The organism is Dactylosporangium sp. NPDC000244, from assembly GCF_040300725.1.
Classification (GTDB): Bacteria; Actinomycetota; Actinomycetes; order Mycobacteriales; family Micromonosporaceae; genus Dactylosporangium.
The window spans coordinates 1-26,560 of the sequence record NZ_JBEPEH010000032.1 but is presented as its reverse complement, the minus strand read 5'-3'; the positions used below and the strand labels follow the sequence as shown (position 1 = coordinate 26,560).

At 74.6% G+C, this 26,560-nt stretch carries 24 protein-coding genes and 1 pseudogene; 14 read left to right on the top strand and 11 right to left on the bottom strand.

What is annotated here, in order from left to right:
* The first annotated feature begins 2 nt into the window (after positions 1–2).
* From ABT369_RS37985 to ABT369_RS37955, 7 genes are all read left to right on the top strand, one after another.
* Positions 3–863, top strand: coding sequence for an ABC transporter ATP-binding protein (locus ABT369_RS37985; protein ID WP_350619695.1), 861 nt, complete (start codon positions 3–5; stop codon positions 861–863).
* Complete coding sequence (locus ABT369_RS37980; protein WP_350619693.1) at positions 860–2,296, top strand: ABC transporter permease; 1,437 nt, start codon at positions 860–862, stop codon at positions 2,294–2,296. The genes ABT369_RS37985 and ABT369_RS37980 overlap by 4 nt, the downstream gene beginning before the upstream one ends.
* A gap of 61 nt (positions 2,297–2,357) precedes the next feature.
* A complete protein-coding gene (locus tag ABT369_RS37975) occupies positions 2,358–2,846 on the top strand; it encodes a SigE family RNA polymerase sigma factor (RefSeq protein ID WP_350619924.1) in 489 nt (162 codons plus the stop codon).
* The gene (locus tag ABT369_RS37970; protein ID WP_350619691.1) at positions 2,843–3,883 is read left to right on the top strand and encodes a hypothetical protein; all 1,041 of its coding nucleotides are present in this window, start codon (positions 2,843–2,845) and stop codon (positions 3,881–3,883) included. The genes ABT369_RS37975 and ABT369_RS37970 overlap by 4 nt, the downstream gene beginning before the upstream one ends.
* A 49-nt stretch (positions 3,884–3,932) precedes the next feature.
* Complete coding sequence (locus ABT369_RS37965; RefSeq protein ID WP_350619689.1) at positions 3,933–7,232, top strand: ATP-binding protein; 3,300 nt, start codon at positions 3,933–3,935, stop codon at positions 7,230–7,232.
* Between the two features lie 27 nt (positions 7,233–7,259).
* Positions 7,260–8,609 carry an FAD-binding oxidoreductase gene (locus tag ABT369_RS37960; protein WP_350619687.1) on the top strand — a complete coding sequence of 450 codons (1,350 nt, stop codon included), beginning with the start codon at positions 7,260–7,262 and terminating at the stop codon, positions 8,607–8,609.
* A gap of 60 nt (positions 8,610–8,669) precedes the next feature.
* On the top strand, positions 8,670–9,587 hold the full coding sequence (locus ABT369_RS37955; protein WP_350619685.1) for a diguanylate cyclase domain-containing protein: 918 nt from the start codon (positions 8,670–8,672) through the stop codon (positions 9,585–9,587).
* Here the strand turns inward: ABT369_RS37955 and ABT369_RS37950 are convergent.
* Positions 9,584–10,153, bottom strand: a complete 570-nt coding sequence (locus ABT369_RS37950) for a permease (protein WP_350619683.1) — start codon at positions 10,151–10,153, stop codon at positions 9,584–9,586. The genes ABT369_RS37955 and ABT369_RS37950 overlap by 4 nt on opposite strands.
* Before the next feature lie 173 nt (positions 10,154–10,326).
* Between ABT369_RS37950 and ABT369_RS37945 the strand changes: the two genes are divergently transcribed.
* Positions 10,327–10,917 (top strand): TetR/AcrR family transcriptional regulator, encoded by a 591-nt coding sequence (locus ABT369_RS37945; RefSeq protein WP_350619681.1) that lies wholly within the window; start codon positions 10,327–10,329, stop codon positions 10,915–10,917.
* Here ABT369_RS37945 and ABT369_RS37940 read toward each other — a convergent pair.
* Positions 10,903–11,565, bottom strand: coding sequence for a response regulator (locus ABT369_RS37940; protein WP_350619679.1), 663 nt, complete (start codon positions 11,563–11,565; stop codon positions 10,903–10,905). The two genes, ABT369_RS37945 and ABT369_RS37940, sit on opposite strands and share 15 nt — an antisense overlap.
* An 8-nt stretch (positions 11,566–11,573) precedes the next feature.
* Entirely contained in the window at positions 11,574–12,620 is a 1,047-nt protein-coding gene (locus tag ABT369_RS37935; RefSeq protein WP_350619677.1) for a sensor histidine kinase, read from the bottom strand.
* Positions 12,621–12,709: 89 nt separating this feature from the next.
* Between ABT369_RS37935 and ABT369_RS37930 the strand changes: the two genes are divergently transcribed.
* The 4 genes from ABT369_RS37930 to ABT369_RS37915 all read left to right on the top strand — a co-directional run bounded on the left by ABT369_RS37930 (position 12,710) and on the right by ABT369_RS37915 (position 16,206).
* Positions 12,710–13,405 carry an ABC transporter ATP-binding protein gene (locus ABT369_RS37930; RefSeq protein WP_350619675.1) on the top strand — a complete coding sequence of 232 codons (696 nt, stop codon included), beginning with the start codon at positions 12,710–12,712 and terminating at the stop codon, positions 13,403–13,405.
* Positions 13,402–14,151, top strand: a complete 750-nt coding sequence (locus ABT369_RS37925) for an ABC transporter permease (protein ID WP_350619673.1) — start codon at positions 13,402–13,404, stop codon at positions 14,149–14,151. The genes ABT369_RS37930 and ABT369_RS37925 overlap by 4 nt, the downstream gene beginning before the upstream one ends.
* Positions 14,152–14,222: 71 nt before the next feature.
* Entirely contained in the window at positions 14,223–15,710 is a 1,488-nt protein-coding gene (locus ABT369_RS37920) for a DUF1996 domain-containing protein (RefSeq protein WP_350619671.1), read from the top strand.
* A 133-nt stretch (positions 15,711–15,843) separates the two neighbouring features.
* On the top strand, positions 15,844–16,206 hold the full coding sequence (locus ABT369_RS37915; RefSeq protein ID WP_350619669.1) for a response regulator: 363 nt from the start codon (positions 15,844–15,846) through the stop codon (positions 16,204–16,206).
* Here ABT369_RS37915 and ABT369_RS37910 read toward each other — a convergent pair.
* Positions 16,166–16,837 (bottom strand): response regulator transcription factor, encoded by a 672-nt coding sequence (locus ABT369_RS37910; RefSeq protein WP_350619667.1) that lies wholly within the window; start codon positions 16,835–16,837, stop codon positions 16,166–16,168. The genes ABT369_RS37915 and ABT369_RS37910 overlap by 41 nt on opposite strands.
* 42 nt (positions 16,838–16,879) lie before the next feature.
* Here ABT369_RS37910 and ABT369_RS37905 point away from each other — a divergent pair, with 42 nt between their 5' ends.
* Positions 16,880–18,778: a CHASE3 domain-containing protein gene (locus ABT369_RS37905; RefSeq protein ID WP_350619665.1), complete on the top strand. Its 1,899-nt coding sequence runs from the start codon at positions 16,880–16,882 to the stop codon at positions 18,776–18,778.
* Positions 18,779–18,916: 138 nt separating this feature from the next.
* Positions 18,917–19,165 (top strand): hypothetical protein, encoded by a 249-nt coding sequence (locus tag ABT369_RS37900; RefSeq protein ID WP_350619663.1) that lies wholly within the window; start codon positions 18,917–18,919, stop codon positions 19,163–19,165.
* Between the two features lie 108 nt (positions 19,166–19,273).
* On the opposite strand, the gene ABT369_RS37895 is transcribed toward ABT369_RS37900, so the two are convergent.
* The 7 genes and pseudogenes from ABT369_RS37895 to ABT369_RS37865 all read right to left on the bottom strand — a co-directional run.
* Complete coding sequence (locus ABT369_RS37895; RefSeq protein ID WP_350619661.1) at positions 19,274–19,690, bottom strand: MarR family winged helix-turn-helix transcriptional regulator; 417 nt, start codon at positions 19,688–19,690, stop codon at positions 19,274–19,276.
* A complete protein-coding gene (locus ABT369_RS37890; protein ID WP_350619659.1) occupies positions 19,683–21,071 on the bottom strand; it encodes an MFS transporter in 1,389 nt (462 codons plus the stop codon). Before ABT369_RS37890 ends, ABT369_RS37895 begins: the two co-directional genes overlap by 8 nt.
* Before the next feature lie 68 nt (positions 21,072–21,139).
* A complete protein-coding gene (locus ABT369_RS37885; RefSeq protein WP_350619657.1) occupies positions 21,140–21,850 on the bottom strand; it encodes a hypothetical protein in 711 nt (236 codons plus the stop codon).
* Between the two features lie 154 nt (positions 21,851–22,004).
* Positions 22,005–22,979, bottom strand: a complete 975-nt coding sequence (locus tag ABT369_RS37880) for a hypothetical protein (RefSeq protein ID WP_350619655.1) — start codon at positions 22,977–22,979, stop codon at positions 22,005–22,007.
* Between the two features lie 85 nt (positions 22,980–23,064).
* Entirely contained in the window at positions 23,065–25,116 is a 2,052-nt protein-coding gene (locus ABT369_RS37875) for a sensor histidine kinase (RefSeq protein ID WP_350619653.1), read from the bottom strand.
* Complete coding sequence (locus tag ABT369_RS37870; RefSeq protein WP_350619651.1) at positions 25,113–25,478, bottom strand: response regulator transcription factor; 366 nt, start codon at positions 25,476–25,478, stop codon at positions 25,113–25,115. Before ABT369_RS37870 ends, ABT369_RS37875 begins: the two co-directional genes overlap by 4 nt.
* A gap of 110 nt (positions 25,479–25,588) precedes the next feature.
* Positions 25,589–26,560 (bottom strand): annotated as a pseudogene (locus tag ABT369_RS37865) (hypothetical protein); the annotation flags it as partial.

Sequence of the window (26,560 nt, the reverse complement as noted above, 5' to 3'; positions counted from 1 at the left end):
ACATGCTCGAACTGCTCGACATCACGAAGATCTACAAGGGACAGAAGCGCGCCGTCGACGGGCTCACGCTGCGGCTCGAGCCGGGCCTGATCGGGCTCCTCGGGCCGAACGGGGCCGGCAAGTCCTCGCTGCTGCGCATCGCCGCCACGGTCACCCGGCCCACCGGCGGGCAGGTGCGCTTCGACGGGCAGGACGCGGTCGCCCGCCCCGACGGGCTGCGGCGCGCGCTCGGGTACCTGCCGCAGGACTTCGGCGTGTACCCGAACCTGTCCGCGGTCGAGTTCCTCACCTACCTCGCCGCGGTCAAGGGCCTCTCCGCACGCTCGGCGCGGGCCCGCATCGACGAGCTGCTGGAGCTGGTGAACCTCACCCACGCGGCGAAGCGGGCCCTGGGCGGCTACAGCGGGGGCATGCTGCGACGCGTCGGCATCGCGCAGACGCTGCTCGGGGATCCCCGCGTGCTCATCGTCGACGAGCCGACCGCCGGGCTCGACCCGGAGGAGCGGGTGCGGTTCCGCAACCTGCTCAGCGACCTCGCGGCCACCCGGGTAGTCCTGCTCTCCACGCACATCGTCGGCGACGTCGAGTCGGTCGCGGCCCGGATCGCGGTCGTGAAGGGCGGCCGGATCCGCCTCGACGGGGCGCCCGAGGACCTCCTGCGCAGCGTGGCCGGGCACGTGTGGGAGGCGACCGTCCCGCCCGCCGACGCCGCCGGGCTGCAGCAGCGGCTGCTCACGACCCGGGCGGTGCGCACGCCGCAGGGGGTGCGGCTGCGGATCCTCGCCGTGCACCGCCCGCTGCCCGAGGCCGTGCCGGTCGCCCCCGACCTCGAGGACGCCTACGTCGGGGCGGTGAACCGGTGATCGCGGCCGCGACGGCGGACTTCCGGGAGCGGGTCCGGCGGCCGGCGTACCTGCTGATGCTGATCTCCGCCATCGGGCTGGGGCTGCTCGCGGTGCCGGCCGTCGACGCGCACTGGTCGGTCCTCGTGATCGGGGGCTTCCGCGGGCGGTACACCAGCGGGTACGTCGGCCTGGTGACCGCGCTGACGAGCGCCCTCTGGCTGACGCTGGTCGGGTTCTACCTGGTGCGCGACGCCGTGGCCCGCGACGAGCGCACCGGCGTCGGACAGCTGATCGCGGCCTCGCCGATGCGCACGCCGGTGTACCTCGCGGCGAAGCTGCTGAGCAACGTCGCCGTGCTCGCCTCGATGACCGCGGTGCTGGCCGGCACCGCGCTCGTCCTGCAGCTGCTGCGGGGCGAGTCCCGCGCCGTCGACCCGGTGGCCCTGCTGCTGCCGTTCGTGCTCATCGCGCTGCCGATGCTGCTGGTCACGAGCGCGCTGGCGCTGCTGTTCGAGGCGACGCCGGTGCTGCGCGGCGGGGTCGGCAACGTGCTGTGGGTCTTCGTGTGGATGGTCGGCGCGATCGCCGGGCAGTCCCCGCGGGCGCCCTTCGGCGGGATCGGGCTGCAGCCGGTGGCCCTGCCCGCGGGGGCGTCGCAGGACGTCGGGCTGGGGCTCATGTACGTCGAGGAGCCGCTCGAGGTCTTCGACTGGCCCGGCCTGCGGCTCTCCCCCGCGTTCCTCGGCGGCCGCGTGGCCCTCGTGCTCGTGGCCCTCGCCATCGCACTGCTGCCCGCGCTGTGGTTCCACCGCTTCGACCGCCCCGCGCGCCCGGGCCGCTCGTTCGGGCCCGAGCCGCGCACCGTCTACGCGGGACTGCCGCGGACCGCTCCCCGCTACGGCCTCACGTTCCCGCGCCTGCTGGCCGGCGAGGTGCGCATCCTGGTCGCGGGGGCGCCGCTGTGGTGGTGGCTGGGCGCGGGCGCACTGTTCGTGGCGGTCTTCGTGGTGCCGCGCGGGGCCGCGCTCGCGGTCGCGTGGGTGTGGCCGATCCTGCTGTGGTCGCGGCTGGGCACGCAGCCGGCGCTGTCGGGGGTCGCGGCGCTGCTGGGCGCCTTTCCGTCACCGCGACGGCGGGTGCTGGCCGAGTACGGCGCGGGCGTGCTGCTGACGCTCGTCCTCGGGCTCGGTGCGATCGCGCACCCGGCGACGATCGCCGGAGCGTTCTTCATCCCGGCGCTGGCCCTGGTGCTGGGCACGCTGACCGGGGCGCCGCGGGTCTTCCAGGCCGTCTACACGCTGCTGTGGTACCTGATGATCAACGACCTCGACGCGCTGAACTTCATGGGCATCCTGCACGGCGGCCCGGGCCCGCTGTTCTGGGCCGGATCCGCGGCCGTCCTCGTAGCGGCCGCCCTCGCCTGGACGATGGTGCGGGAAGGCCGTCGCTAGCGGATGCAACAACCCTCCGCGGCCGGAGCGTCGTGCCGGGTATGAGGGCGGTGACGCGGTGATCGGCTTCGAGGAGTACGTGCGGTTGCGGGGCGAGCGCCTGGTGCGCCTGGCCCGCCTGCTGGTGCGCGACCGCCACCTGGCCGAGGACCTGGTGCAAGAGGTCCTCGGCCGCGCGTACGTGCGCTGGGACCGGGTGAGCCGGGCCGACGACATCGACGTGTACGTGCGCCGCATGCTCGTCAACCGCCATATCTCCTGGCGCCGCCGCCGCTCCTCGTCCGAGGTGGCGACGGACGCGTTCGGCGACCTCGCGGCGGCCACGGACATCGGCGCGGAGGCCGCGGAGCGCTCGGCCGCCTGGGCGCTCATCGCCGACCTGCCGCCGAAGCAGCGCGCCACGATCGTGCTGCGCTACTACGAGGATCTCGACGACGCCACGATCGCCTGCATCCTGGGCTGCTCCCAGGCGACCGTGCGCTCCCAGTCCATGCGCGCGCTGGCGACCCTCCGCCGGCAGCTGGCCGACCGCGAGGAGGTCCTCCCGTGAACGACCTCGACCCCCGCCTCACCACGGCGCTGCACGCGCGCGCCGACGGCGAGGTGCACATCGAGTCGCTCCTGGCCGCTTCGGTACGCCGCGGCGTGCGCCACCGCCGCAACCGCCGTCTGCTCATCGGCGGCGCCGCGGCCGCGACCGTGGCCGCGATCCTGGCCACGACCGCCCTGCTGCCCCGGGCCACCCATCCGCCCGCACCCGCCGGCACCCCGCCCCGGCCGTCCGCCGCCGCCTCCCCGGCCGTCGTCCTGCCCCGCCCGCCGGTGGCCGGCTCCGGGCGCTCGCTGCCGGCGGGCGCCCCGGTGGGCGACGCCTTCCAGATCCACCTGGACGTGACCGACCCGGACGTCCTGCACCTCTCGTACTCCTCCGCGGCGGGCCTCGAGTCGCTGCGCGTGACCCGGGGCAGCACGTCACCGAACGGCTACGACACGTATCGGTTGGCCCTGGGCGACTCTCCGGACCTCTGGACCGGCGAGGGCGCCGTGGCGCCCCTGCCCGAGGCGGGCCGCAAGGGCGAGATGAAGACCGGCGACGGCTGGGCGGCGCTGCGCTGGCAACCGATCGACGGCATCTGGGCGACCGCCCGCCTCGAGTTCCGGCAAACGGACCCGAGGCCGGCCCCGAACGCGCGCGGGGGCCTGCTGGAGATCGCGCGCTGGGTCCGCCTCGACCGCGTGCTGCGCTGCGCGGCCGACTTCCGCCTGGGCTGGGGCCCGGAGAACGCCCGGACGGTGAGCTGCGGCCTGGAGTGGTCCGGCCGGACCGGCCTCGTGAGCTTCGCGTTCGGCACCGCCGACGACGGCTCCCCCTTCTACCTCACCGAGATCACCCCCGGCGACGTGCACCCCAACGCCTCCTACGGCGGCGTCCCGTTCCAGTCCGGCCGCGACGGCTCGACGATCGAGGTCGGCGGCCGGGCCTTCGTGATCGAGGCCGGAACGTCCGGGGTGCCGAAGGACGTCCTGCAGCACATGCTGACGAGCATCCAGCCGAGCCCCGGAACGGTGGACCCGCTGACGCGGTAAGTCCGAAAGACGATCTCCACGGGCCGCAGCCGCGGCTATGGTGGCGACCGTGCGGCTGGACTTGCGGATTCTGGGCCCGCTGGAGGCTTGGACTCCGGACGGCGACGCCCTCGACCTCGGCGCGCGCAAGCAGCGCGCCGTCCTCGCGATGCTGCTGCTCGAGCCCGGCCGGGTCGTCTCCGTGGACCGGATCGTCGACGGGCTGTGGGCGGGGGACGCGCCCGCGAGCGCGTACGGGACCCTCCAGGCGTACATCTCCCAGCTCCGCCGCGTGCTCGAGCCCGACCGGGCGCCGCGCACGCCGCCGGCGGTCCTGCTCACGCGGGAGCCCGGCTACCTGCTCGCCGTCGACGACGACCAGGTCGACGCCGCCCGCTTCGCCGCCGGGGTCGAGACCGCCCGGGCCCGGCTCGCGCAGGGCGATCTCGCCGCGGCCGAGCAGGAGCTGAACGCGGCGCTGCGGGAGTGGCGGGGCGCGCCGCTGGCCGACTTCGCCGACGAGGCGTTCGCCGCGGCCGCCGTGGCCCGCCTCGAGGAGCTGCGCGACGGCGCGCTGGAGGACCTGGCCGAGGTGCGGCTCGGCACCGGGCGCACGGCCGCGGCCATCGCCGACGCCCAGGCGCTGCTGGAGCGCCGGCCGTTCCGCGAGCGGTCCTGGGGCCAGCTCATGCTCGGCCTGTACCGCGAGGGCCGGCAGGCCGACGCCCTCGCCGCGTTCCGCCGCGCCCGGGCGGTGCTCGACGAGGAGCTGGGGCTACCGCCGGGCCCGGAGCTGAGCGCGCTCGAGTCGGCGATCCTGCGCCAGGACCCGAAGCTGGCCCACCGCCCCGCGCCCCACCAGGAGCCGCGGCGGACCCGGCTCGTCGGGCGGGAGGCGGAGCAGCGGCGCATCGCCGCGCGCATCCAGCAGGCGCGCCAGGGCAACGGCGGGGTGCTGCTGGTCGTCGGCGAGGCCGGGCTGGGCAAGACCAGCCTCGCCGAGAGGGCCGTGGAGCTGGCCGGCGCCGACGTCACCACCGCGTGGAGCCGCTGCGTCGAGGCGAGCGCGACCCCCGCGTTCTGGCCCTGGCAGCAGGTGCTGCGCGCGCTGCCGGGCACCGCCGGCGTCCAGGACATGCTCGCCGGGAAGGCGACGACCCACGAGCGCGACCCGGCCACGGCCCTGTTCCACCTGCACGAGGCCGTGGGCGAGGCGCTGCACCGCGCCCCCGGCCCGCTGCTCATCGTGATCGACGACCTGCACGTGGCCGATCCCTCGTCGCTGCAGCTGCTCGCGCACCTGGCGCCGGCGCTGCCCGGGCGGCCGATCCTGGTGCTGGCCACCCTGCGCCCCGAGACGACCGACGCCGGCCCGGCGCTGCGGGAGACCCTCGCGCTGCTGGCCAACGAGCGCGGCGCGGAGCGACTGCGGCTGGCCGCGCTGACCGAGGGCGACGTCGCCGAGTTCGTCGAGCGCCCCGGCGCGGTCGCGCACGCGCTGCTGGAGCGGACCGGCGGCAACCCGTTCTACCTGCAGGAGCTGCTGCGACTGCTGGAGAGCGAGTACCCCGACGGCTGGGGCGACGCCCAGGCGGTCGCCGCGTCCGGGGTGCCCGAGAGCGTCCGCGACGTGATCACCCGGCGGCTGTCGCGGCTGCCGGAGCCCACCCGCGAGCTGCTGGAGACCGCCGCCGTCATCGGCCGCGACGTCGACCTGCTCCTGCTCGCGGCCGCCACCGACCGGCCGGACGAGGTGGTGATGGCCGGGCTCGAGCCGGCCGTCGGGGCGGGCGTGCTGCTCGAGCTGCCCGACGGCTGGGACTACCGCTTCTCGCACGCGCTCGTCCGGGACGCGGTTTACGGCGGGCTGAGCCGGCTGGAGCGGGCCCGCCTGCACCGCCGCGTCGGCGAGGCGCTCGAGGCGTTCGACCGGCCCGACGACCCTGACCTGCTCGGGCTCCTGGTGCACCACTTCACGATGGCCGCGCGGCTCGGGGTCGCCGACCGGGCGGTCCGCTACGCGACGCGGGCCGCCGAGCTGGCGATGGCGCAGCTGGCGTACGACGAGGCGGCGCGGTACCTCGAATCCGCCCTGGGGGCCCTGGACCCGACGCGACCGGGCGCGGCCCGGGCCCGGTGCCGGCTGCTGGTCCAGCTGGGCACGGCCCGGCGGGCGGCCGGCGACGTCGACGGCACCCGGGCCGTGCTCGACGAGGCCCTGACCCTGGCCCGGCAGATCGGCGACGACGGGCTGGCGATGGACGCCGCGACGCTCTTCGGCGGGGCGACGCTGTGGACCTGGCGGCCGTACCTCACCGTCGACGAACGCATGATCGCCACCCTTCGCGACCAGCTGGACCGGCTCGGCCCGCACGACGTCGAGCGCCGGGCGGTGCTGCTCGGCACGCTCGCCGTCGAGCTGTACCACCACCCCGACCGCGATCTCGGCGAGGCCCACGCGGCCGAGGCGGTGCGGCTCGCCCGCGGCCTCGGCGACCCCGAGCTGCTGGCCCGCACGCTGAACAACCACATGTGCGCGACCCTGGTGCCGCAGCGGCTGGCCGAGCGCCGGGCGAGCGCCGACGAGCTGCTGACCCTCCCGGGCCTGCCGCGCACGGCCGAGATCATGGCCCGGCTGCAGCGGATGATGACCGAGGTCAGCGCGGGGGACGCGGCCGGCTTCGACGCCGACCTGGCCCGCTGCGTCCGGCTCGCCGAGGGGATCCGCGCCCCGGTGCTGGCCGCGCAGGTGCGCTACGCGCAGGCGGGCCGGGCGATGCTGGCCGGGGACTGGGTGGCCGGGGAACGGCTGGTCGGCGAGGCGTTCGCGCTGCAGGAGCACACGACCCTGTGGGGTACGCAGTGGATCCGGCTCGCGCTGCTGTACACCAGCCGCCGCTTCCAGGGCCGCCCCGGCGAGCTGGTCGACGAGCTCGTGCACCGGGCGGACGAGCCGCACCTGCAGCTGCTGCGTCCGACCGCGGTGCTGGCCGCGTGCGAGTCGGGCGACGAGGCCCGCGCCCGCGCACTGGTCGAGCGGTGGGGCGCCGCCCGGGAGAAGTTCTGGTGCTGGGACTTCGTCGCGTTCCAGTGGGCGCTGGTCGCGGCCCGGCTGGGCACGCCCGACCCGCGCGAGCTCTACGCCGAGATCGCGCCCTGCGCCGACCGTTTTCCCCCGCTCGGCACCGGCGGCACCACCTGGGGCACGTTCGACTTCGCGCTGGCCGAGCTGGCCGCGGCGCTGGGCGAGCCCGAGCGCGCGCTCGGGCACGCGCGGGCCGCCCTGGAGGCCCACCGGCGCCTGGGGGCCGCCCATCTCATCGACATCTCCGCGGCTCAAGTCGCGGCACTAGTCGTCACCAAGTCCTGACCAACCGGCCGGGCGCACCGTAGGCCCATGACCACTGCTCTGACTTCTCTCCCGGCGGTCGCCGGGCCCGTCTTTGTTCCCGGCGACGAAGGATACGAGGCCGAAAAGCAGGCCTGGAACGTCGCCACCGTCCACGAGCCGCTCGCCGTCGTCGGCGCCACCTGCGCCCAGGACGTGGCCGAGACGGTGCGCTGGGCCGGCACCCTCGGGCTGCCGGTCGCGGTGCAGTCCACCGGTCACGGCGCCGTCCGCCCGGTCCGCGGCGGGGTGCTCATCACCACGAACCGGATGACCGAGCTGACCATCGACCCGGTGACCCGGACGGCGCGGGCCGCCGCCGGGGTGCACTGCGTGGAGGTGAACGCGGCGGGCGCCCCGCACGGGCTGGGCATGCTCAACGGCTCGGCGACGCAGGTCGGCGTCGTCGGGTACACCCTCGGCGGCGGCGTCGGCCCGCTCGGCCGCCGTTTCGGCTTCGCCGCCGACCACGTGCGCTCGGTGGAGATCGTCACGGCCGACGGCGCGCTGCGGACCGTCGACGCCGACCACGAGGCCGACCTGTTCTGGGCGGTTCGGGGCGGAAAGGGCAACTTCGGCATCGTCACCGCGATCGAGTTCGGCCTGGTCGAGGTGGCCGGCTTCTACGGCGGCGGGATCTACTTCCCGATGGAGCACGCCGGCGAGGTGCTGCACGCGTACCGCGAGTGGTCGGCCGGCCTGCCGGAGGAGATGAGCACGTCGGTGGCCCTGCTGCGGCTGCCCGACCTGCCGGCCCTGCCCCCGCCGCTGCGCGGGGCGAACGTGGCCCACCTGCGCGTCTTCTTCCTGGGCGACGCCGAGGCGGGCGACGCGCTGCTGGCCCCGATGCGCGCGGCGGCCCCGGCGATCATCGACGACGTGGCGATGCTGCCGTACCCGGCGGTCGACGCCGTGCACCGCGACCCGGTCGAGCCGATGCCGACCCGCGAGCGCGGCGTGCTGCTCGCCGAGCTCACCGCGGAGACGGTCGAGCACGTGCTGGCGGCGGCCGGGGCGGGCCTGGACCTTCCGCTGCCGATGGTCGAGATCCGCCAGCTCGGCGGGGCCCTGGGGCGCCCGGCGGCGGTGCCGAACGCGGTCAGCGGGCGCGGGGCGGCGTACTCGCTGTTCGTCATCGGCCTCGGCGTGCCCGGCCTGGAGGCGGCGGTGGACGCGGCCACCGACCGGGTGCTCGCGGTCGAGCGGTTCCCCGGCGGGTTGCTGAACTTCTCGGGCGGGGCCGACGCGGAGGCGATCCGGGCGAACTGGCCGGCCGCGGACCGGGACCGGCTGCTGCGGGTGAAGCACGCCTACGACCCGGCGAACGTGTTCTCCAGCGGGCAGCCGCTGGTGGGCTGAACTCCCGGCTTGCACCCGGTCCGCACTGTTGCGGGCCGGGTGCGGGCCGATGTCGGGGGCATGGCTCGACGGGACCCGATGTGGACGCTGGGGATCATGCTGGCCGTCGCGCTGCCCACGGTCGCGGCCGCCGCGTTCACCCCGATCCGGGTCGCCGGGTCGATGGCCGTGGTCGCGCTCCTCGGGATCGCGGCGCACGCGCTGCTGCGCCGGGCGCGGGACCGGCACCGGGCCCAGGCGGCCCTGTTGCACACGGTGCTGCGCCGGTTCCCCTCCCCCGTGCTGGTGACCGACCCGGACGGCAACGTGGTCCTGGCCAACCCCGCCGCGCAGGACCTGATCGGCGGCGAGCCGGCGCTCGAGACGTTCGACGGGCGCCCGGTCCGGCTGGCCGACCTGGCGCGCGAGGGCCGGGACACCTACGAGGCGCGGCTCACCCGCGCCGACGGCTCCACCAGCGACATCCACATCGAGGCGCTGCCGGTCGAGGGCGGGGCCGGCACCGTGTGGGCGCTGCAGGACATCAGCGCCCGGCGGGTCTACGAGGAGTCGCTGCACCACGCGGCCTACCACGACGCCCTCACCGGCCTGCCCAACCGCGCCCTGCTCTGGCAGCACCTGAGCTCGGCCGCCGCCGACGGGCGCCCCTACGCGGTGCTGGTGGTCGACGTCGACGACTTCCGGACCGTCAACGAGCTGCACGGCCGCGCGGTCGGGGACGAGGTGCTGACCGCGGTCGCGCACCGGCTCCGCGACGCCGCGTACGCGGGGACCCGCACGGCCCCGGCCCGCGCGGTGGTGGCCCGGCTCGGCGGCGACGAGTTCGCGGTGCTGCTGCCGGGCGCGGACGTGCGGGCGGCGCAGCGGCTCGCCCCCGAGCTGCGGGCCGCGTTCGACCGCCCGTTCCCGACCAGCGCGGGCCGCGTGACCGTCCGGGCCGCCATCGACGTGTCCACCACGATGCTGGCCGACGCCTAGATGCCCGCCAGATCCAGGGCCAGGGTGACCGCGCCGAACGCGACCAGCAGCCCGGTGACCAGGTTGACGCGGCCCTTCGAGCCCCCGGTCCGCCGCGCCGCGCGCCAGTAGAGGGCGGCCCCGACCACGATCAGCAGCGCCTCCACGACGGCGGTCAGGAGGTGGTACTGCCACAGCCCGAACCCCAGCCGGGGCAGATCGCCCGCGTTGCCCGGCAGCAGCGGCATGTCGGCCCGGTGGACGAGCAGGTCGAGCAGCCAGTGCGAGAAGACCACGGCGCCGATGACCGTCCCGCCCCGCCGGCCCCACCAGCGGGCGGCGACCAGGCCGGTGAGCGCGGCGATGACCAGGGCGCCGACCAGCGAGTGGGTCCAGTCGGCGTGAATGATCCCGTCGCCGTAGCCGCCGTCCGTGCCCGGCACCGGGTCGATGCGCTCGGCGCCGGTGAGGTACAGCGGAAGGAACACCATGTCGAGCCAGACCGTCGCGAGCATGAGCGACCACAGCGGGACCGGCCGCTCGACCGACTTCACGGCCGCGGCCAGGCCGAAGTGCCCGGTGATCACCGCGTCGACCGTTTCGGCCAGGGAAGCTTGGCGTCCAGCGCGCCGATGAGGCCGGCGAACAGGAGCACCCCCACGAAGTACGACATCTCGGACGCCCTCCACTAAGTGAACTCAAGTTGCGTTAGCCTGAGCATGACAGGACCCGGCCCGCTAACGCAACTGGAGTTGCATTGATGACGAGTCCCCGACCCGGCGGGCGCACGGCCCGGACCCGGGCCGCCGTGGCCGAGGCGGTGCAGGCCGAGCTGCTCGAGTTCGGGTACGCGGGCACCACCATGGAGCGCATCGCCCAGCGGGCGGGAGTGGCGAAGACCACGCTGTACCGCCGCTGGGGCTCCGTCGGCCAGCTCGTCGTCGACCTCTTCGGCGAGACGGCCGCGGCGCAGATCCCGCCGCCGGACACCGGCACGCTCGAGGGCGACCTGCGCGAGCTCGGCCGCGCGAGCATCGCGCTGCTGTCGGTGCCGCCGCTGCGGGCCGTGTTCGACGTCGTCGTGGGCGAGGCGGTGCACGACGCCGCGGCCCGGGCCGTGCTCACCGGCTTCTTCGCCACCCGGATCGCGCTCGCCGCGCCGCTGGTCGAGCGGGCGGTCGCGCGCGGGGAGGCCCCGGCCGGCACCGACGCGGCCGAGGTGATCCGGCTCGTGGGGGCGCCCTATTTCGCGCGGGCGTACATCACCGGCGACCCGCTCGACCCCGCCGTCGCCGACCGGACCGCCCGAATCCTGGCCCTGGCCGTGCGCGAGGGGCTACTCGCCGGCTGACGTGCGGAAGAGCATCGCGGCCTGCACGCGGTTCGCGCAGTCGAGCTTGGTGAGCACGCGGCTGACGTACGTCTTCACGCTCGGCTCGCTCATCCGCAGCCGGGCGCCGATGTCGGCGTTGGAGAGCCCCTCCGCGACCAGCCGCAGCACGTCGGTCTCCCGCGGGTTGAGCCGGGCCAGGCGGTCCCCGGCGGCCCGGCGCCGCTCGGCCCCGGCCGCGCCCGCGGGCCCGATGAGGCCGATGACCTGGCGGGCGACCGGCGGCGAGAGGTACGCGTCCCCGGCGTGCGCGGCCCGCACCGCGCGCAGGAGCTCCTCCGGCGTGCAGGTCTTCAGCACGTAGCCGGACGCGCCCAGCCGCAGCGCCCGCAGCACGCTCGGCTCGTCCCCGAACGACGTCAGCATCACGATCGCCACCCCGGGCGCCGCGGCCCGGATCGCGTCCACGGCGTCGAGGCCTCCGAGCAGCGGCATCCGCACGTCGAGCAGCGCCACATCCACCGGACCCCGCCCCGCCGCCGCCACGGCCGCGGCCCCGTCCTCGGCCACGGCGACGATCTCCAGGTCGGGCGCGGACTCGAGCACCGCCTGAATGCCCGCCAGCATCAGCGGCTCATCGTCGGCGATGAGCACGCGGATACGACTCATCACACGGCTCATCCCGCGACGCCGATGACCAGGCTGAGCGGTACGAGACCGAACATGAGGCCGGCGAGGGCCATCTCCAGCAGCGCGGGCGGGCGGCGCACCGGCTCGGCCGGGAAGACCGCCCAGAGCCGGAACTCGCCGCCGCCGACGCCGTGCCCGACGAGCCCGCCCGCGAGCTCGGCCCGCTCGGCCAGGCCCGCCAGCCCGCGCGCGGCGGCCGGCACGGTTCCGGGCGGCACCGGGTTGACGACCGAGAGCAGCAGCGCGTCGTCCTGCCACTCGGCCCGCACGGTGATCGGCGCGCCCGGGGCGTGCTTGCAGCCGTTGGTGAGCCCCTCCTGGACCAGCCGGAAGGCCTCCGGGGGCAGCTCCCGCTCGTGGCCGCCGCGCACCAGCTCGACCGGCACGCCCGCCGCCCGGGCCCGGTCCACGAGCTCGCCCAGCCCGGCCTGCGCCGCCCGCAGCCCGCCGAGCACGTCGTGCAGGTCCCCGGCGGCCCCGCGGGCGGACTCGGCCAGCCGGCGCACCGCCTCCCGCTGCGCCGCGGGCAGCCCGCCCACCTCCAGCGCCGCGGCCTGCATCGACACGAGGCTGAGCCGGTGGCCGAGCGCGTCGTGCATGTCGCGGGCGATCCGCAGCCGCTCCTGCCGGGCGAGCGCGGCCGCGTGCCGCGCCTGCTGGGCCAGGTGGGCGCCGACGAGCAGGGGCAGCAGCGCGAACACGACGGCCGCGACGACCACGGGCGCGACCGCCGGCGCCCGCCACGACTCCACCACCACGAACCCGGCGACCGCGGTGGCCAGCCAGGGCGACGAGCGCTTCCCGGCCCCGTAGGCGGTGTAGGGCAGCAGCGCCCCGGCCCCGCCGGTGACCAGCGCCGGGCCGAGGGCGAACAGGAACGCGAGGCCGGGGCGGCGGCGGGCCACGGAGAGGACGCCGGCCACGAGCAGGGCCCAGAGCGGCAGGAGCCACGGCCGGACCACGCCGGGGTGCGCGTAGGTGAGCAGCACGCTGTCGGCGCAGACGATGCCCGCAGGCGCGAGATATCGGCGCATGCCAGCAGGCTACCGCCGACGTTCGTCGCGGCGGCGGGACGACTTTCGGCGACTGTGGCCGCGGCCGGGCCGCCCTAGCGTCCGGGGGCGTGATCGTTGTCGAAGAGCTGACCAAGCGCTACGGGCCGACCGTCGCCGTCGACGGGCTGTCGTTCACCGTCCGGCCGGGGTGCGTGACGGGCTTTCTCGGGCCCAACGGGGCCGGGAAGTCCACCACCATGCGGATGATCCTCGGGCTCGACCGGCCCTCGAGCGGACGGGCGCTGGTCGACGGGCGGGCGTACGACACCCTGGACCGGCCGCTGCGCACCGTCGGGGCGATGCTGGAGGGGCGGTCCGCGCACCCGGGCCGGCGCGCCCGACACCACCTGCGCTACCTGGCGCGCAGCAACGGCATCCCGGACGCGCGCGTCGAGGAGGTGCTGGAGCTCGTCGGGCTGGCCGGGGACGCGCGGCGGCGGGCCGGCGGGTTCTCGCTCGGGATGGCCCAGCGCCTCGCCCTGGCCGCGGCGCTGCTCGGCGATCCCCCGATCCTGCTGCTCGACGAGCCGGTCAACGGGCTCGATCCCGAGGGCGTGCACTGGCTGCGGCAGCTGCTGCGGGGGTACGCCGCAAAGGGCCGCACCGTGCTGATCTCGAGCCACCTGATGGCCGAGACCGCACTCACCGCCGACCGGCTCGTGGTCGTCAACCGCGGCCGGCTCGTCGCGGACGCGACCGTGGCCGAGTTCGTCGCCGGCGCCCCCTCGCTGGAGGCGGCGTTCCTGCAGGCGGTGGCGCGATGAGCGCGTTCGCGGCCGAGTGGCTGAAGATCCGCACGCTGCGCTCGACCGCCTGGACGCCGGCGCTGACCGTCGTGGCCGGGGGCGGGCTCGCCTACCTCGTCGGGCTGAGCATGCGCAGGGCCGAGCCCGAGCACTTCGACGCGATGTTCGCCACCTTCTACTCGCTCAGCCTGGCCCAGCTCGCGCTCGTGGTGTTCGCGGTGCTGGCGGTCGGCGGGGAGTACGGCTCCGGCACCATCCGCCCGACGCTCGCCGCGGTGCCCCGGCGCGGGCGCTACTACCTGGCCAAGCTCGCCGCGGTCGCCGGGTGCGCGGCGGCCGTCTCGGTGCTGACCGTCGCCGCCGCCTGGGTGGCCGGGCAGGCCGGGCTCGGGCCGCGGCACACGGCGCTGACCGCCGGCGGGGTGCCGGGCACGGTCGCCGCGGCGCTGCTCTACCTCGTGCTCATCGCCCTGTTCGCGGCGGGCGTCGCCCAGCTGCTGCGCGGGTCGACGGCGGCCCTGGCCGTGCTGCTGCCGCTGCTGTTCCTCGGCTCGCAGGGGCTCGGCAATGTCCCGGTGCTGCGCAAGGTCACCCAGTTCCTGCCCGACCAGGCGGGCGCGGCGGCCCTGCACTTCTTCGGCAATCCGGACGGACCGGGCTACGACCGCGCGTTCGGCCCGTGGGGCGGTATCGCGATCATGGCGCTGTGGACGGCGGCGGCGCTGGCCGGCGGGTACGTCACCCTGCGCCGGCGAGACGCATGATCGCCTTAGAGCCGGTTTAGTTTCGACTTAGGGACCTTGAGAGAGCGCTCTCCCATGCATACGGTCTGGCCATGCCGCTCGACCCCCGGCTCAACCCGTACGTGGTGACGCCGAGCCGCCCGCCGAAACGGCGCCGGACCCTGCTCGCACTGCTGCTGGTGCCGATGGCGGGGGCCGTGGCGACCAGCCTCATCCTCACCACGACCGCCGGCGCCGGCGCCGAGCAGGTGGACACCGCGGGCATGGTGCAGGCCGAGGCGTGGAGCGCGCAGAGCGGGGCCCGCACCGAGAACACCGGCGACGTCGGCGGCGGCAAGAACGTCGGCTGGCTCGCCGACGGGGACTGGATGCGGTACGACAACGTCGACCTCGGCGGCCCGGGCTCGCTCACCGCGAGCGTCCGGGTCGCCGCGGCGAGCCGCACGGGCGGGACGATCGAGCTGCGGGCCGGCACCCGCGACGGCGAGCTGCTGGCGAGCTACCCGGTCGGGTACACCGGCGGCTGGCAGACCTGGACCACGAAGACCGCGGTGAGCGCGACCGGGCGCACCGGCCGGCAGACCGTGTTCCTGCTGCTCAAGAGCACGCAGGCCGGAGACTTCGTCAACATCAACTGGCTGCGGTTCAAGCGGACGCCGACGGCGACGATCCCGGGCTCACCCTCCGCCTCGGCCCCGTCGTCCCCGTCGCAGAGCCCGACGGCGGTCCCGGGCTGGCCCAGCGTCGACCCGGCCAAGCAGAAGGCCGACACCGCGGCGTTCTTCGCCCGGCGGCCCGCGCCGATCACCAACAACCCGGTGAAGGTGCCCGAGTTCCACGCCACCTGCACGGTGAGCCACCACGCCCCCGACGACCCGATCGTCTTCCCGGGGCTGGCCGGCGCCTCGCACGACCACACGTTCCTGGGCAACCGGTCGACGAACGCGAACTCCACGGCCGAGTCGTTGATCGCCGCGGGCACGAGCTGCACGCCGGCGCAGGATCACTCGGCGTACTGGATCCCCACGCTGTCGCAGAACGGCAAGGTCGTGGACCCGAAGGAGGTGACGGTCTACTACGGCTCCCGGCTCAAGGACCCGAGCAGGACCCAGCCGTTCCCGTTCGGGCTGCGGATGATCACCGGGGACGCCAAGAACCAGAGCGACACCCCCGACCACCAGGGCAACCATTTCTGGTGCGCGGGCGTCGGGGGCGAGGTCGGGCGCACCGCCAACGGCGAGTACCCGGTCTGCGCCAAGACCGCCGAGCTGGTCCGGCAGATCACGTTCCCGGACTGCTGGGACGGCGTGCACCTGGACAGCCCGGACCACAAGGCGCACATGGCCAACGGTGACCACACCGGCGCCTGCCCGGCCAGCCACCCGGTGCCGATCCCGTCGGTCTCCTTCGTCATCGCCTACCCGCTGAGCACCGACACGAACGGCATCACGCTCTCGTCGGGCAACGGCTACTCGATGCACGCCGACTTCTTCAACGCCTGGGAGCCCGACGCCCTCGCCCAGCGGGTGCGGGACTGCCTCGACCAGGGCTACAAGTGCAACGCGCAAGGAACGTTCTAGCCAAGGAACGTTCTAGCCAAGGAACGTTCTAGCCGCCGCCGAGAGCTGGAGGCCCACCCGCCGCCACGGGTGGGCCTCTTTTTTCCCGTTAACATCAAGGCGGCCCCACCCGCATCGGTGGCATGGTTACCGCATGACGATCCGCTGCGTCATCGTCGACGACTCGGAGCGTTTCCGGGTGAGTGCCCGGAGGCTCCTGACGGCGCAGGGCATCGCGGTGGTCGCAACCGCTTCGGACACCCAGCAGGCGCTGCTCGCCGTCGAGGAGCAGGAGCCGGATGTCGTACTGGTGGACGTCGGCCTGGGCGCGGAGAGCGGCTTCGATCTGGCCCACCGCATCCGCCGCGGCTTCGTGATCATGGTGTCGAGCCTCGACCCGGACGACCTGGCCGAACTGCTCGCCGAGAGCCCGGCGATCGGCTACCTGCCCAAGGACCAGCTGTCCGGCAGCGCGATCAGCTGCCTGTTGCAGAAGACGCCGCTTCGAGAAACGTGAGCACGGCGAGCACCCGCCGATGCGTCTCGTCCGTCTCGGGCAGGTCGAGCTTGGTCAGGATCGACCGGACGTGCTTCTCGATGGTGCCCTCGGTGACCCACAGCGCCTTGGCCACGCCCGCGTTCGAGCGCCCCTCGGCCATCAGGGCCAGGACCTCCCGCTCTCGCGGGCTGAGGCCGCCGAGCGGGTCGCGGCGGCGGTGCGCGGCCACCAGCTCCTGCACCACCGCGGGGTCGACGACGGTCCCGCCGTCGTGCACGCGGCGCAGGGTCTCCACGAACTCGTCGACGTCGGTGACGCGGCTCTTCAGCAGATAGCCGATGCGCTCCCCGCTGGCCAGCAGCTCGATCGCGTGCTCGACCTCCACGAAGGCGGACAGCACCAGGATCGCCACCGACGGGAAGCGGCGGCGGATTTCCCGCGCCGCGCCCAGCCCCTCCGTGGTGTGCGTGGGGGGCATGCGGATGTCGACCACGGCGATGTCGGGGGTCTTCTTCTCGACCAGCTCCAGCAGGTGCGGGCCGTCATCAGCCAGCCCGATGACGGCGAAGCCCTGCCGGTCGAGCAGGCTTGCGAGCCCCTCGCGCAGCAGTACGTCGTCGTCTGCGATCACAACCGACTCGAATGCCATTAACCCCAACATATCCCCGCGATCCGGGGTAGACACCTCCCCATGCACGGGGGGTTGACCGTCCGTCTCGCGTTGACCAGCGCGCTGTTCACCGTCCTGATCACGGCGGCGTTCGCGATGATCCTCGTGTCGGTGTACGAGCTTCGCGCCTCCGTCATGGTCGTCACCCAGGCCGAGCGGGCGGTCTCGGCCTGCAACACGCTGGAGCGGTTGGTGCTCGACGTGGAGGCGGGGCGGCGCGGCTACGCCCTCACCCACGACCGGACGCTGCTGGAGCCCTGGGTGGAGGCTCAGCAGCAGATCCCCCTGCGCCAGGAGGAGCTCGCCTCGTCGGTGTCGGGCAGCCCGGCCCAGGCCGCGCGGGTGGCCCGCCTGAACAGCGACGTCACGGCCTACCTCGAGAACTACGCCGACCCCGCGATCGCCAACGACCAGCGGGGCGAGCCGGCGAACATCGACACCAAGTCGATCATGGACGGCCAGAAACAGATCGCCGCCCTGCGCGCCGAGTTCGACGACTTCATCAACAACCAGCGGGTGAGCGTGGACCAGATGCACGCGGCCGCGAGCTGGGCCGGTCGGCAGGCGCTCATCGCCGGGCTCGCCGGGTTCGTGGTGGCCCTGATCGCGGTCGCGCTCCTCACCCGCTCGCTCGCGGTCATGGTCGTGCGGCCGCTGCACCGGATGGTCCTCGCGGCCGACCGGGTGGCGGGGGGCGACCTGCAGACACGGGTGCCGACCGACGCCCCCGTGGAGGTCGGGGCGTTGCAGCGGACCTTCAACGCGATGGTCGCCGCGCTCGACAGGAGCCGCACGATGCTCGGCGCGGCCGCGGCCGAGCAGGCGGCGCTGCGCCGGGTGGCCACCGTCGCCGCGCGCGGCCGCCCGGCCGAGGACGTGTTCGCCGCGGTGACCGAGGAGGCCGGCAAGCTCTTCGACGCCGACGCGGCGGTGCTGCTGCGCTTCGAGCCCGACGGCAGCGGCACCGTGGTGGCGAGCTGGAGCCAGGACCCCGCGCACCGCGTCGACCTAGGCCGCGTGCGCCTGGACGACGGCGGGGTGGCGGGCCAGGTGCTGCGCTCCGGCCGCCCGGTCCGCCTCTCCGGCCAGCACAGCGTCGACTTCCTGCGGCACGAGTTCGGCGACCTGACGATCCGCTCGGCGATCGGCGCCCCCGTCCTCGTGGCCGGCCGCACCTGGGGCGTCCTGAAGGCCCTGTCCACGTGCGCGTCGCCGCTGCAGCAGCAGGACGCCGAGCGGGCCGCCGAGTTCACCGAGCTGGTGGCGAGCGCGATCGCCAACTCCCAGGCGCGCGCCGACCTGACCGCCTCCCGCGCCCGCGTGGTGGCGGCGACCGACGAGAGCCGCCGGCGCATCGAGCGCGACCTGCACGACGGCACCCAGCAGCGGCTGATCGCCCTGCTGCTGGCCCTGCGCGCGACGGAGACCGAGGTGGACGGCGGGCTGCAGAGCCGCCTGCACGGCATCGGCAGCGACCTGTCCGAGGCCATCGACGAGCTGCGCGAGCTGGCCCGCGGCATCCACCCGTCGATCCTGTCCGAGGGCGGCCTGAGCCCGGCGATCCGCTCGCTGGCCCGCCGCTCCCCGGTCCCGGTGGAGGTGCGGCTGGACCTGCCGGCCCGGCTCGACGCCTCGGTGGAGATCGGGGTGTACTACGTCGTCGCCGAGGCCCTCACCAACGCGATCCGCCACGCGCACGCCACGCTGATCTCGGTGTCGGCATCGGCCACTGACGAGTCGCTGTCGCTGTCCGTCGAGGACGACGGGGTGGGCGGCGCCGATCCCGGGACCGGCACCGGCCTGACCGGCCTCGGCGACCGCGTCGCGGCACTGGGCGGCACCATGCAGATCGCCAGCCGCCCCGGCAGCGGCACCCGCCTCGCCATCATGATCCCCCTTTCGAAGGGTGCGAGCGGCTGAGGCGCCTATAGCAGCCAGCAGGTATAGCGGGGTCGGAAAACCCAGACCCGAGAAGCCCCGCTGGCCGCGACGCAACGGACAACCGTCCGGAGGCACGGTGGAACAGTCATTCACGCCCCCTTGAACAGGTGATCCACCATGACGACTCGTCCGGTCGACCCGGCACTGTGCATGGCACTGTTCGTGTCCGACACACCCTGCTACTCCCACCCCGACGCCGAGACGGTCCGCGAGACGGTGTCCTCGACCCTCAGCCGCCTCGGCAAGGACGAGTGCTACGCGCAGGCCGCCGAGGTCTTCGGCGACCGCCCGGACGTGGCCCTGAGCCGCATCCAGTGGGCGCGCGAGCTCTGCGAGGAAGCCCTGACCCCCGCCGGGGCCCGCTGACTCGCGGCTTCACTCAGGGCTGCATGCCCTGACCGGAGATGCACCCGATATGTCGCGGCGCGACGCGTCCGGCATATCGGCGCCACCCGTCAGGAGTCGAGCTTCGCGTCAGGATTCGAGCTTCGCGACCAATCGCGCCAGTTCGTCCAGCTCCTCCGGCGGCAGCGCCAGCATCTGCGGCGGCGGCTGGGTCAGGATCGCCTCGGCCCGAGCCGCCTCGCGACGGCCCAGGTCGGTCGTCGTCACGAGCTTGGCCCGCCGGTCCGACGGGTGCGGCTCCCGGCGCACGAGACCCCGCTTCTCCAGGTCGTCGACGACCAGCGTGGTGTACGGCGCATCCGTCTGCAGCCGCCCGGCGAGCTCCCGCATGGTCATCGGCTCGCCCGCCAGACGCCGCAGGGCCTTGATCCGCACGAAGCTCAGGTCCAGCGCCTCGCAGACCTCCTTGCGCCGGTCGTGCCGCTCGTGCACCAGCGCGAGCATGGCACGCCAGACCTCACCGGCGCGTTCCTGCGAATCAGGCATCGACGAGCTCCGCATCAGGGGTTCGGCTTTTCGCCCACGTACCGGTGGTGAGCGTACCGATGACCAGGATCGCGGCGCCGCACCCGGCGACGATCCACCAGCCCACGTGGCTCGCGGGGCTGAACCCGACGGGCATCGCGCGGCCGTGCAGCCCCGCGGTGACCACGGCGCCGAGGACCGCGATGCCCAGCACCGAGCCGAACTGGCGGCTGGTCGAGGCGAACGCCGCGGCCACCCCGGCCTGGGCCACCGGCAGACCCGAGACGGCGGTGACGGTGATCGGCGGGTTGACCATGGCGAAGCCGATGCCGAAGGCGACGTAGGCGGCCACGACCCACAGCAGCGGCGTGTGCGGGGTGAGCCCGGTGAGCAGCACCCCGCTGACCAGGATGCCGGCCCCGCCGACGAGCAGCGGCGCGCGCGGCCCGCGGGCGCCGACCATGCGGCCGGAGACCGGGCCGAGCACCAGCGTGATCGCGGCGATCGGCAGCGTGAGCAGACCTGCGTGCAGCGGGGAGAGGCCGCGCACCTCCTGCAGGTAGAGCGTGTTGAGCAGCAGGAACCCGGCCAGCGCGCCGAACGCGGCGACGGCGATCGCGGTGGCGCCGGCGAACGGCGGGCTGCGGAAGAGCGTGATGTCGATCAGCGGCTCGGGGCGGCGCGGCTCGACCAGCAGCAGGGCCACCAGCGCGACCACGGCCACGGCCCCGGCGATCGGCTCGTGCTCGATGATGGCGAAGGTCGCGCTGGCGAGGAGGACCAGCACGATGATCTGGCCCGGAACGTCGACCCGGCGCGGCCGGGGCGCCCGCGACTCGGGCACGAAGAGCGCGGTGAGCACGACCGCGGCGATGCCGATCGGCACGTTGATCCAGAAGATCGTGCGCCAGCCGACGGTCTGCACCAGCAGGCCACCGACGACCGGGCCGAGCGCCATGCTGATGCCGACGACGCCCGCCCACACGCCGATGGCCTGGGCGCGCTCGCGGCGGTCGGTGAAGACGTTGGTGATGATCGACATGGCGACCGGGTTGAGCATCGAGCCGCCGATCGCCTGGACCACGCGGAACGCGATCAGCCAGCCCAGCGTCGGGGCCAGCCCGCACAGCAGCGAGCCGAGCGCGAAGACCACCAGCCCGGTCTGGAAGATGCGGCGCCGGCCGAGGCGGTCCGCGGTCGAGCCGCCCATGATCAGGAGGCTGGCCAGCACGAGGGTGTACGCGTCGATCGCCCACTGCAGGCCGGAGAGGGGCGCGTCCAGGTCGCGCCCGATCGCCGGCACCGCGATGTTCACGATCGTGTTGTCGAGTCCGACGATCAGCAGGCTCATGCAGCAGATGCCGAGGATGAGCAGGCGCCGGCCACGTGCTTGTACGGCCATAACTATTATGTTCGTACAAGCAACGGGCCGGCGCCAACCTTCTGCGGCTCAGATCACTGCCGAGGCCGCTAGTTGGTGCCGTTGCCCTGCGGCGGGTTGCCGCCCGGCATGCCACCGTTCTGCGGGATGCCACCGTTCTGCTGGTTGCCGTTCTGCTGGTTGCCCGCGCCGGCCTGGTTCAGCGTCGCGTCGGTGATCGTCGTGGCCGTGGCGCTGGACCCGGCATCGGTGCCGTCCACGGTGCCGACGACGGTCACGGTGTCGCCGCTCTTGATGTCGGAGACCTGGTCGTTGCCGTTGTCGACGGTCGTGGACGAGCCGATGACGAACGTCGTCGTGTGCCCGTCGGCGCTCTTGGCCGTGATCGAGGTGGAGCTGATCGCGGTGACCGTTCCGGTCTGGAGGCGCTTCGTGACGTACCCGCCATTGCCGTCGGAGGCCGTGAAGTCCCCGTAGAGCGCGCCGGAGAGGCCGTTCGCCCCGCCGCCGCCCATGCCCCCGAAGCCGCCCCCGCCCGGCCCGTTGCCGCCCATGCCCCCGGGCCCGGCCTGCGCCGACGAGGACGAGGAGTCCCCGCTCGCGGCCTTGACGACGGCGAACCCGCCGCCGCCGATGACGAGGGCCGCGACCACTCCAACGACGATCGTCTTCACCTTCGAGGACTTCGCCGCGGGCGCCGGGGTCGCCGCCGGCGCGAGTCCGGCCGGCTCCTGGGGCTGGGCCGGGGTGGCCCAGACCGGGGCGGCGGCGGGCTGCTGGTCGGTGATCGGGCTGCTCATGGCGTGGCTCCCTGGGTCCGGCGGCCCGCTCCGGGGGAGCCGCTCACGAAGCAACCATCGCGGGAATCCCTGGCACGGAACCGTCCGGACCTTGGCAGCCACCTGTGAGTCAGGCACCCGTGCATCAGACCGCTTCGACTCACGCCGCTGTGACTCAGGCCGAGACCAACGCCGCTTCCGCATCCGCCTCCGCGGCCCGGGCGGGGCGGCGGCGCAGCGCGGCGAGCCCGGCCAGCAGCAGGCCCGCGGCCGCCCACGCGACGAGCACGAGCACGTGCGGTCCGGCGCCGGCCCCGTCGAAGAAGGCGGTACTGCGCAGCAGCGACCCGGCCGCGCCCGGCGGCAGGTACTGCCCGAACGCACCCCACCCCGACGGCAGCATCTCCGGCGCGCTGGACAGGCCCGAGAGCGGGTTGCCGAGCAGCATCATGGTCGCCGCCCCGATCGCGAGCCCGGCGGTGCCGAGCAGCGCCTCCAGGCCGAGGATGGTCAGCGCCGTGGCGGCGATGGACAGCGCGACGACACCGCTGTTGACCCAGTAGTCGCCGTTCAGGGAGCCCAGCCACTGCTGCAGGATCGCCACGAGCGCCAGCCCGCCGGTCACGGCGAAGGCGAGCGCGCCCGCGACCCGGCGTCCGGTGCCCGCGATCAGGCTGGTGAGCAGCCCCGCGGCGGCGATCCCGCCGAGCACCAGCGGCAGCGCCCCGGCCGCGAGCCCGGCCCCGCGCGGGTCGTCGGGCGGCAGCGGCACGAGGTCCCGCACGACCGTCCCGTCCGGGGTCGGCGCGAGCGCCTGGGCGACCTGCTGCAGGGCCTGCGCGACCGCCGGGCCGGCGGCGGAGGCGACGATGAGCTGGGGGCGGCCGCTCGTGAGGTCGATGGCGCCGTAGACCTCACGGTCCTTGATCAGCCGCTCGGCCGCGGCGGTGTCGGGCACCGTGCGCAGGTCGAACGCGCCGGGCCGCTTCGCCTCGAGCTGCTGCACGACCTGCGCGGCCGCGGGCGCGGGCCCGGCGACGGCGAGCGGGATGTCGTGCACGCCGGCCCGGGTCGCGGGCCAGGCGAACGCGACCATGATGAGGCTGAGCAGGGCGGTGAGCAGCAGCACGACGCCCGCGACCTTTCGCATGACCATCTCCCCTTAAAAGAACGTTCGTTCGCTCTTTTTCAGGGTGTACCGCCCGTGCCCGCCCGTCAAGAACGAACGTTCGCTTTTATCGGGAGACGCCGGTCACGGCCTTGGCCGCGGGGATGTACGTGGACGCGGGCGGCAGCGTGAAGGTGAACCGCGACCCGCCGCCCGGGTTGTCGTCGGCGCGGATCGTCCCGCCGTGCCGCTCCACGATGCGCTTGCAGATCGCGAGGCCGAGGCCCGTGCCCGCGTACCCGCTCGAGCGGTGCGCCCGGTGGAAATTGGTGAAGATGGCGTCGTGCTGGCCGGGCGGGATGCCGATGCCGTTGTCCGCCAGCTCGACCCGCACCAGCCCGTCACCGTCGAGCCCCGACGCGATGGCGATCCGGGGCGTCGTGCCCGGGGCCGTGTACTTCACCGCGTTGCCCACGAGGTTGTCCAGGAGCTGCCGCAGCAGCACGGGATCGGCGCGCACGTCGTCGAGGCGGCCCAGGGCGAACTCCGGCCGCGGGGTGCCCGCGGCCGCGGCCAGATCCGTGCGCGCGTTCGTCACCTCGGTCACCAGTTCGTCGAGCCCGACGTCGACGGGCGCGATGGCGGCGTTGCGGGCGGTGGTGTACGCCAGCAGGTCGTTGATGAGGTGGCGCATCCGGGCCGAGGCGCGCGTGATGCGCACCAGGCTGTCGCCGGCGTCGCGGACCGCGGGGTCGTCCGCGGGCATGGTGTGCAGCGTCTCGCCCAGGTTCTCGGCCCAGCCGTCGATGGTCGTGAGCGGGTTGAGCAGGTCGTGCGCGACCACGCCGGCGAAGGAGGAGAGCTCGTCGCGGTGCCGGCGCTCGGCGGTCACGTCGTGGAAGACGACGACCGCGCCGCCCTCGTCGGTCTCGTCGGACGGCAGGCGGGTCGCGCTCACCTGCAGGATGCGGCCCTCGGGCACCCCGGCGTTGCGGATGAGCACCTCCTGGCCGCGCACGTCGTGGCCGCCCAGCGCCTGGATGTGGGCCATCTCCCCGGGCGGCAGCGGGGTGCCGTCGGGGTGGAAGAGGCCGTAGTGATCGGGCCGGGCCACGGTGCCGTCACCGCTGGTCACGCCGCCCATGAGCGCTACGGCGGCCGGGTTGCGCATGATCCAGGAGTGATCGGGACGTACGACGGAAACGCCCTCGTTCATCGAGTTGACGATCGTGGTCATCAGCCGCGCCTGGGCCTCCGTCTCGTGGCCCGCGGCCGTCAGCCGCCCCATGAGCTCGGCCCGCTCGTCCCGGCCGAGCGCGATGGACAGCCCGACGACCGCGATCATGCCGACGAACGCCTGCGCGACCAGCGCCCGGGTCGCGTGCGAGGGGATCGAGGCGAAGGGGCCGTCGCCGTGCAGCGTGAACGACACGGCGAGGGCGCCCAGGCCGAGGTCGTGGAGCACGACGAACGTGGTGTGCAGGCGCAGCGCGGCCCACACGGTGACGGCGAGCAGCGGGAACGCCAGGGGCAGGTGGCTCACGCCGAACCCGACGCCGTAGGCGGTCAGCGAGCACACGACGAGCGCCGCGTACTCGGCCAGCCGCACCGCGCTCGGGCGCGTCCAACGCCAGCCTCGCGCGCGCTGGTGGCCCAGGCGCAGCCCGACGGCGACGATGAGCAGGATGCTCACCCCGTTGCGCAGGAACCACACGACGCCGTCGGTCCAGAGGAAGCGGTCGGTGGTAAGCCAGATGGCGGTCGGACCGACGAGCGCACCCGCGCCGGCCCCGGCGCACGTGGCGAGCAGCAGGCGCCACAGGTCGGCCGAGCGGGAGAGCTGCTCGTCGCCGCCGGCGCCCCACAGGTGCGGGCTCAGGCGGTGCAGCATCCGCGTGAAGACCGTCACCTGGGCCAGGTTCGCGACCACGAACCAGAGCGCGAGCAGCAGGGTGGCGCCCGTGGCCAGGTTCACGACGAGCGTGATGACGGTCAGCGCCACGGGGTCGGCCCAGCGCACGCGGGCCTTGCGCTGGGCGGCGAACCACAGCACCGACACGCCCGCGGCCGGCCAGACCAGGCTCAGGTTGGAGCCGTCCAAGATGGTCTTGCGGCCGGCGACGGTCGCCAGGAGGTACACCAGCGCCCACGCCGCGGTCCGCAGCAGCGAGGTGGTCATCCGGCGCCCCGCAGGGCCCGCTCCAGCCCGGCGCGCAGCGCGTCGGCGGTGAAGGGCTTGCGGACGTACTCCGCGCCGGTCTCCCGCGCCCGGGCGGCCACGGCGCCGTCCCACAGCACCGTGAGGAACATCGCCGGCAGGTCGGCCCGGGCGGCCCGCAGCCGGTGCAGCAGCTCGATGCCGTCCATGCCGGGCAGGTCGACATCGAGGATCGCGGCCTCGGGCAGCCCGTGCTCGGCCACGGTCGCGAGCGCGGCGGCCCCGTTCTCGGCGGCGAGGACGTCGTGGCCGTCGGCGGTCAGCCGCTTGACGATCAGGTCGCGGACGTCCGGCTCGTCGTCCACCACGAGCAACCGGGCCATTCGGCACCCCCCGCCTCTCCACCACCCAGATCGGCAGCGGAGAGACGGGCCTTAAGGCGCCTGCCCAGACTCGCGCGGAGCGCGGCGGCGGGCCGGCGGTGTGCTGCGGGCTACCGGGGCGAGCCGGGGACGATCCCCTGCAGGTGCCGGCCGTTCACGGCGGCGCGCCGGCCCGCGTCGGCCTCGGCCTTCCAGGTGCGCACGTAGTTGGAGGCGGTCAGCCGCTCCACGTCGTCGAGGTCGAGCAGGTCGCCGACCATGGTCGTCAGGGCCACCACGTCCCGGCGGTCGTTGGGCGGCACGTTGTCGTGCAGCAGCTGATGCACCTGGTTGCGCAGCGACCCCTCCCGCACCACCGTCGGCGGGGTGTACGTCGGCTCCTCGGCGATGTCGAGCACCTCGCCGGCGTCGTGCGCCACCGGGGCGGTCCGGCTGCGGGTCCGGCGCGGCGCGGGCGCGGCCGGGAGGATGCCCTCCAGGTCGGCGCGCAGCCCGCCCAGCGGCGAGGTCGCGATCACCGGCGCGGTCGCGATCACCGGCGCGGGCCCGGGCTCCGGCTCGGCGGCCGACTCCGCCGCCCTGGCCACGGCCTCCCGGGCCGCGCGGCGCTCGTCTTCCTCGCGGGCCGCCCGGGGCACCGGGATCGACTGCGGCGCCGTCGGCAGGGCCTGCTGCTCCTGGGTGTCGATGATCGGCAGCGGCTCCGGCGCGGGGGCCGGTTCCGGCGCCGGCCGGGGCGCGCTCTCGGTCATCGCGGCGAGCCGGGCCGGGGCCAGGTCGGCGGCGATGAGCGCGGTCAGGCCGTCGTAGTCGGCGCCGTCGGCGAGGCGGACCGCGATCTCGTCGAGGTCGTAGACGGCCACCGCGATGTCGGCGGTCGTCGGGTCGACCGCCGAGCGGATCTTGCGGTGCAGCACCTTGGCGATCGCCGCGGTCCGCTGCTCCTTGCGCTTCTCCGCCTTCGCCGCCGCGATCGAGGAGTAGAGCCCGAGCCGGGTATCGGCCTTCGCGAGGTTCTTGGCCCGCAGCGTCAGCCACGGGTGGCGGACCCAGTGCCCGACAACCTCGTAGGCGGGCGTGGT

Bases quoted from the DNA above. Each gene is read 5' to 3' on its own strand.
- ABT369_RS37900 (WP_350619663.1), top strand. From the start codon at position 18,917: ATGACGACTCGTCCGGTCGACCCGGCACTGTGCATGGCACTGTTCGTG.
- ABT369_RS37925 (WP_350619673.1), top strand. From the start codon at position 13,402: ATGAGCGCGTTCGCGGCCGAGTGGCTGAAGATCCGCACGCTGCGCTCG.
- ABT369_RS37905 (WP_350619665.1), top strand. From the start codon at position 16,880: ATGCACGGGGGGTTGACCGTCCGTCTCGCGTTGACCAGCGCGCTGTTC.
- ABT369_RS37885 (WP_350619657.1), bottom strand. From the start codon at position 21,850: ATGAGCAGCCCGATCACCGACCAGCAGCCCGCCGCCGCCCCGGTCTGG.
- ABT369_RS37955 (WP_350619685.1), top strand. From the start codon at position 8,670: ATGGCTCGACGGGACCCGATGTGGACGCTGGGGATCATGCTGGCCGTC.
- ABT369_RS37920 (WP_350619671.1), top strand. From the start codon at position 14,223: ATGCCGCTCGACCCCCGGCTCAACCCGTACGTGGTGACGCCGAGCCGC.
- ABT369_RS37945 (WP_350619681.1), top strand. From the start codon at position 10,327: ATGACGAGTCCCCGACCCGGCGGGCGCACGGCCCGGACCCGGGCCGCC.
- ABT369_RS37895 (WP_350619661.1), bottom strand. From the start codon at position 19,690: ATGCCTGATTCGCAGGAACGCGCCGGTGAGGTCTGGCGTGCCATGCTC.
- ABT369_RS37985 (WP_350619695.1), top strand. From the start codon at position 3: ATGCTCGAACTGCTCGACATCACGAAGATCTACAAGGGACAGAAGCGC.
- ABT369_RS37910 (WP_350619667.1), bottom strand. From the start codon at position 16,837: ATGGCATTCGAGTCGGTTGTGATCGCAGACGACGACGTACTGCTGCGC.
- ABT369_RS37875 (WP_350619653.1), bottom strand. From the start codon at position 25,116: ATGACCACCTCGCTGCTGCGGACCGCGGCGTGGGCGCTGGTGTACCTC.
- ABT369_RS37880 (WP_350619655.1), bottom strand. From the start codon at position 22,979: ATGCGAAAGGTCGCGGGCGTCGTGCTGCTGCTCACCGCCCTGCTCAGC.
- ABT369_RS37890 (WP_350619659.1), bottom strand. From the start codon at position 21,071: ATGGCCGTACAAGCACGTGGCCGGCGCCTGCTCATCCTCGGCATCTGC.
- ABT369_RS37960 (WP_350619687.1), top strand. From the start codon at position 7,260: ATGACCACTGCTCTGACTTCTCTCCCGGCGGTCGCCGGGCCCGTCTTT.
- ABT369_RS37870 (WP_350619651.1), bottom strand. From the start codon at position 25,478: ATGGCCCGGTTGCTCGTGGTGGACGACGAGCCGGACGTCCGCGACCTG.
- ABT369_RS37915 (WP_350619669.1), top strand. From the start codon at position 15,844: ATGACGATCCGCTGCGTCATCGTCGACGACTCGGAGCGTTTCCGGGTG.
- ABT369_RS37940 (WP_350619679.1), bottom strand. From the start codon at position 11,565: ATGAGTCGTATCCGCGTGCTCATCGCCGACGATGAGCCGCTGATGCTG.
- ABT369_RS37935 (WP_350619677.1), bottom strand. From the start codon at position 12,620: ATGCGCCGATATCTCGCGCCTGCGGGCATCGTCTGCGCCGACAGCGTG.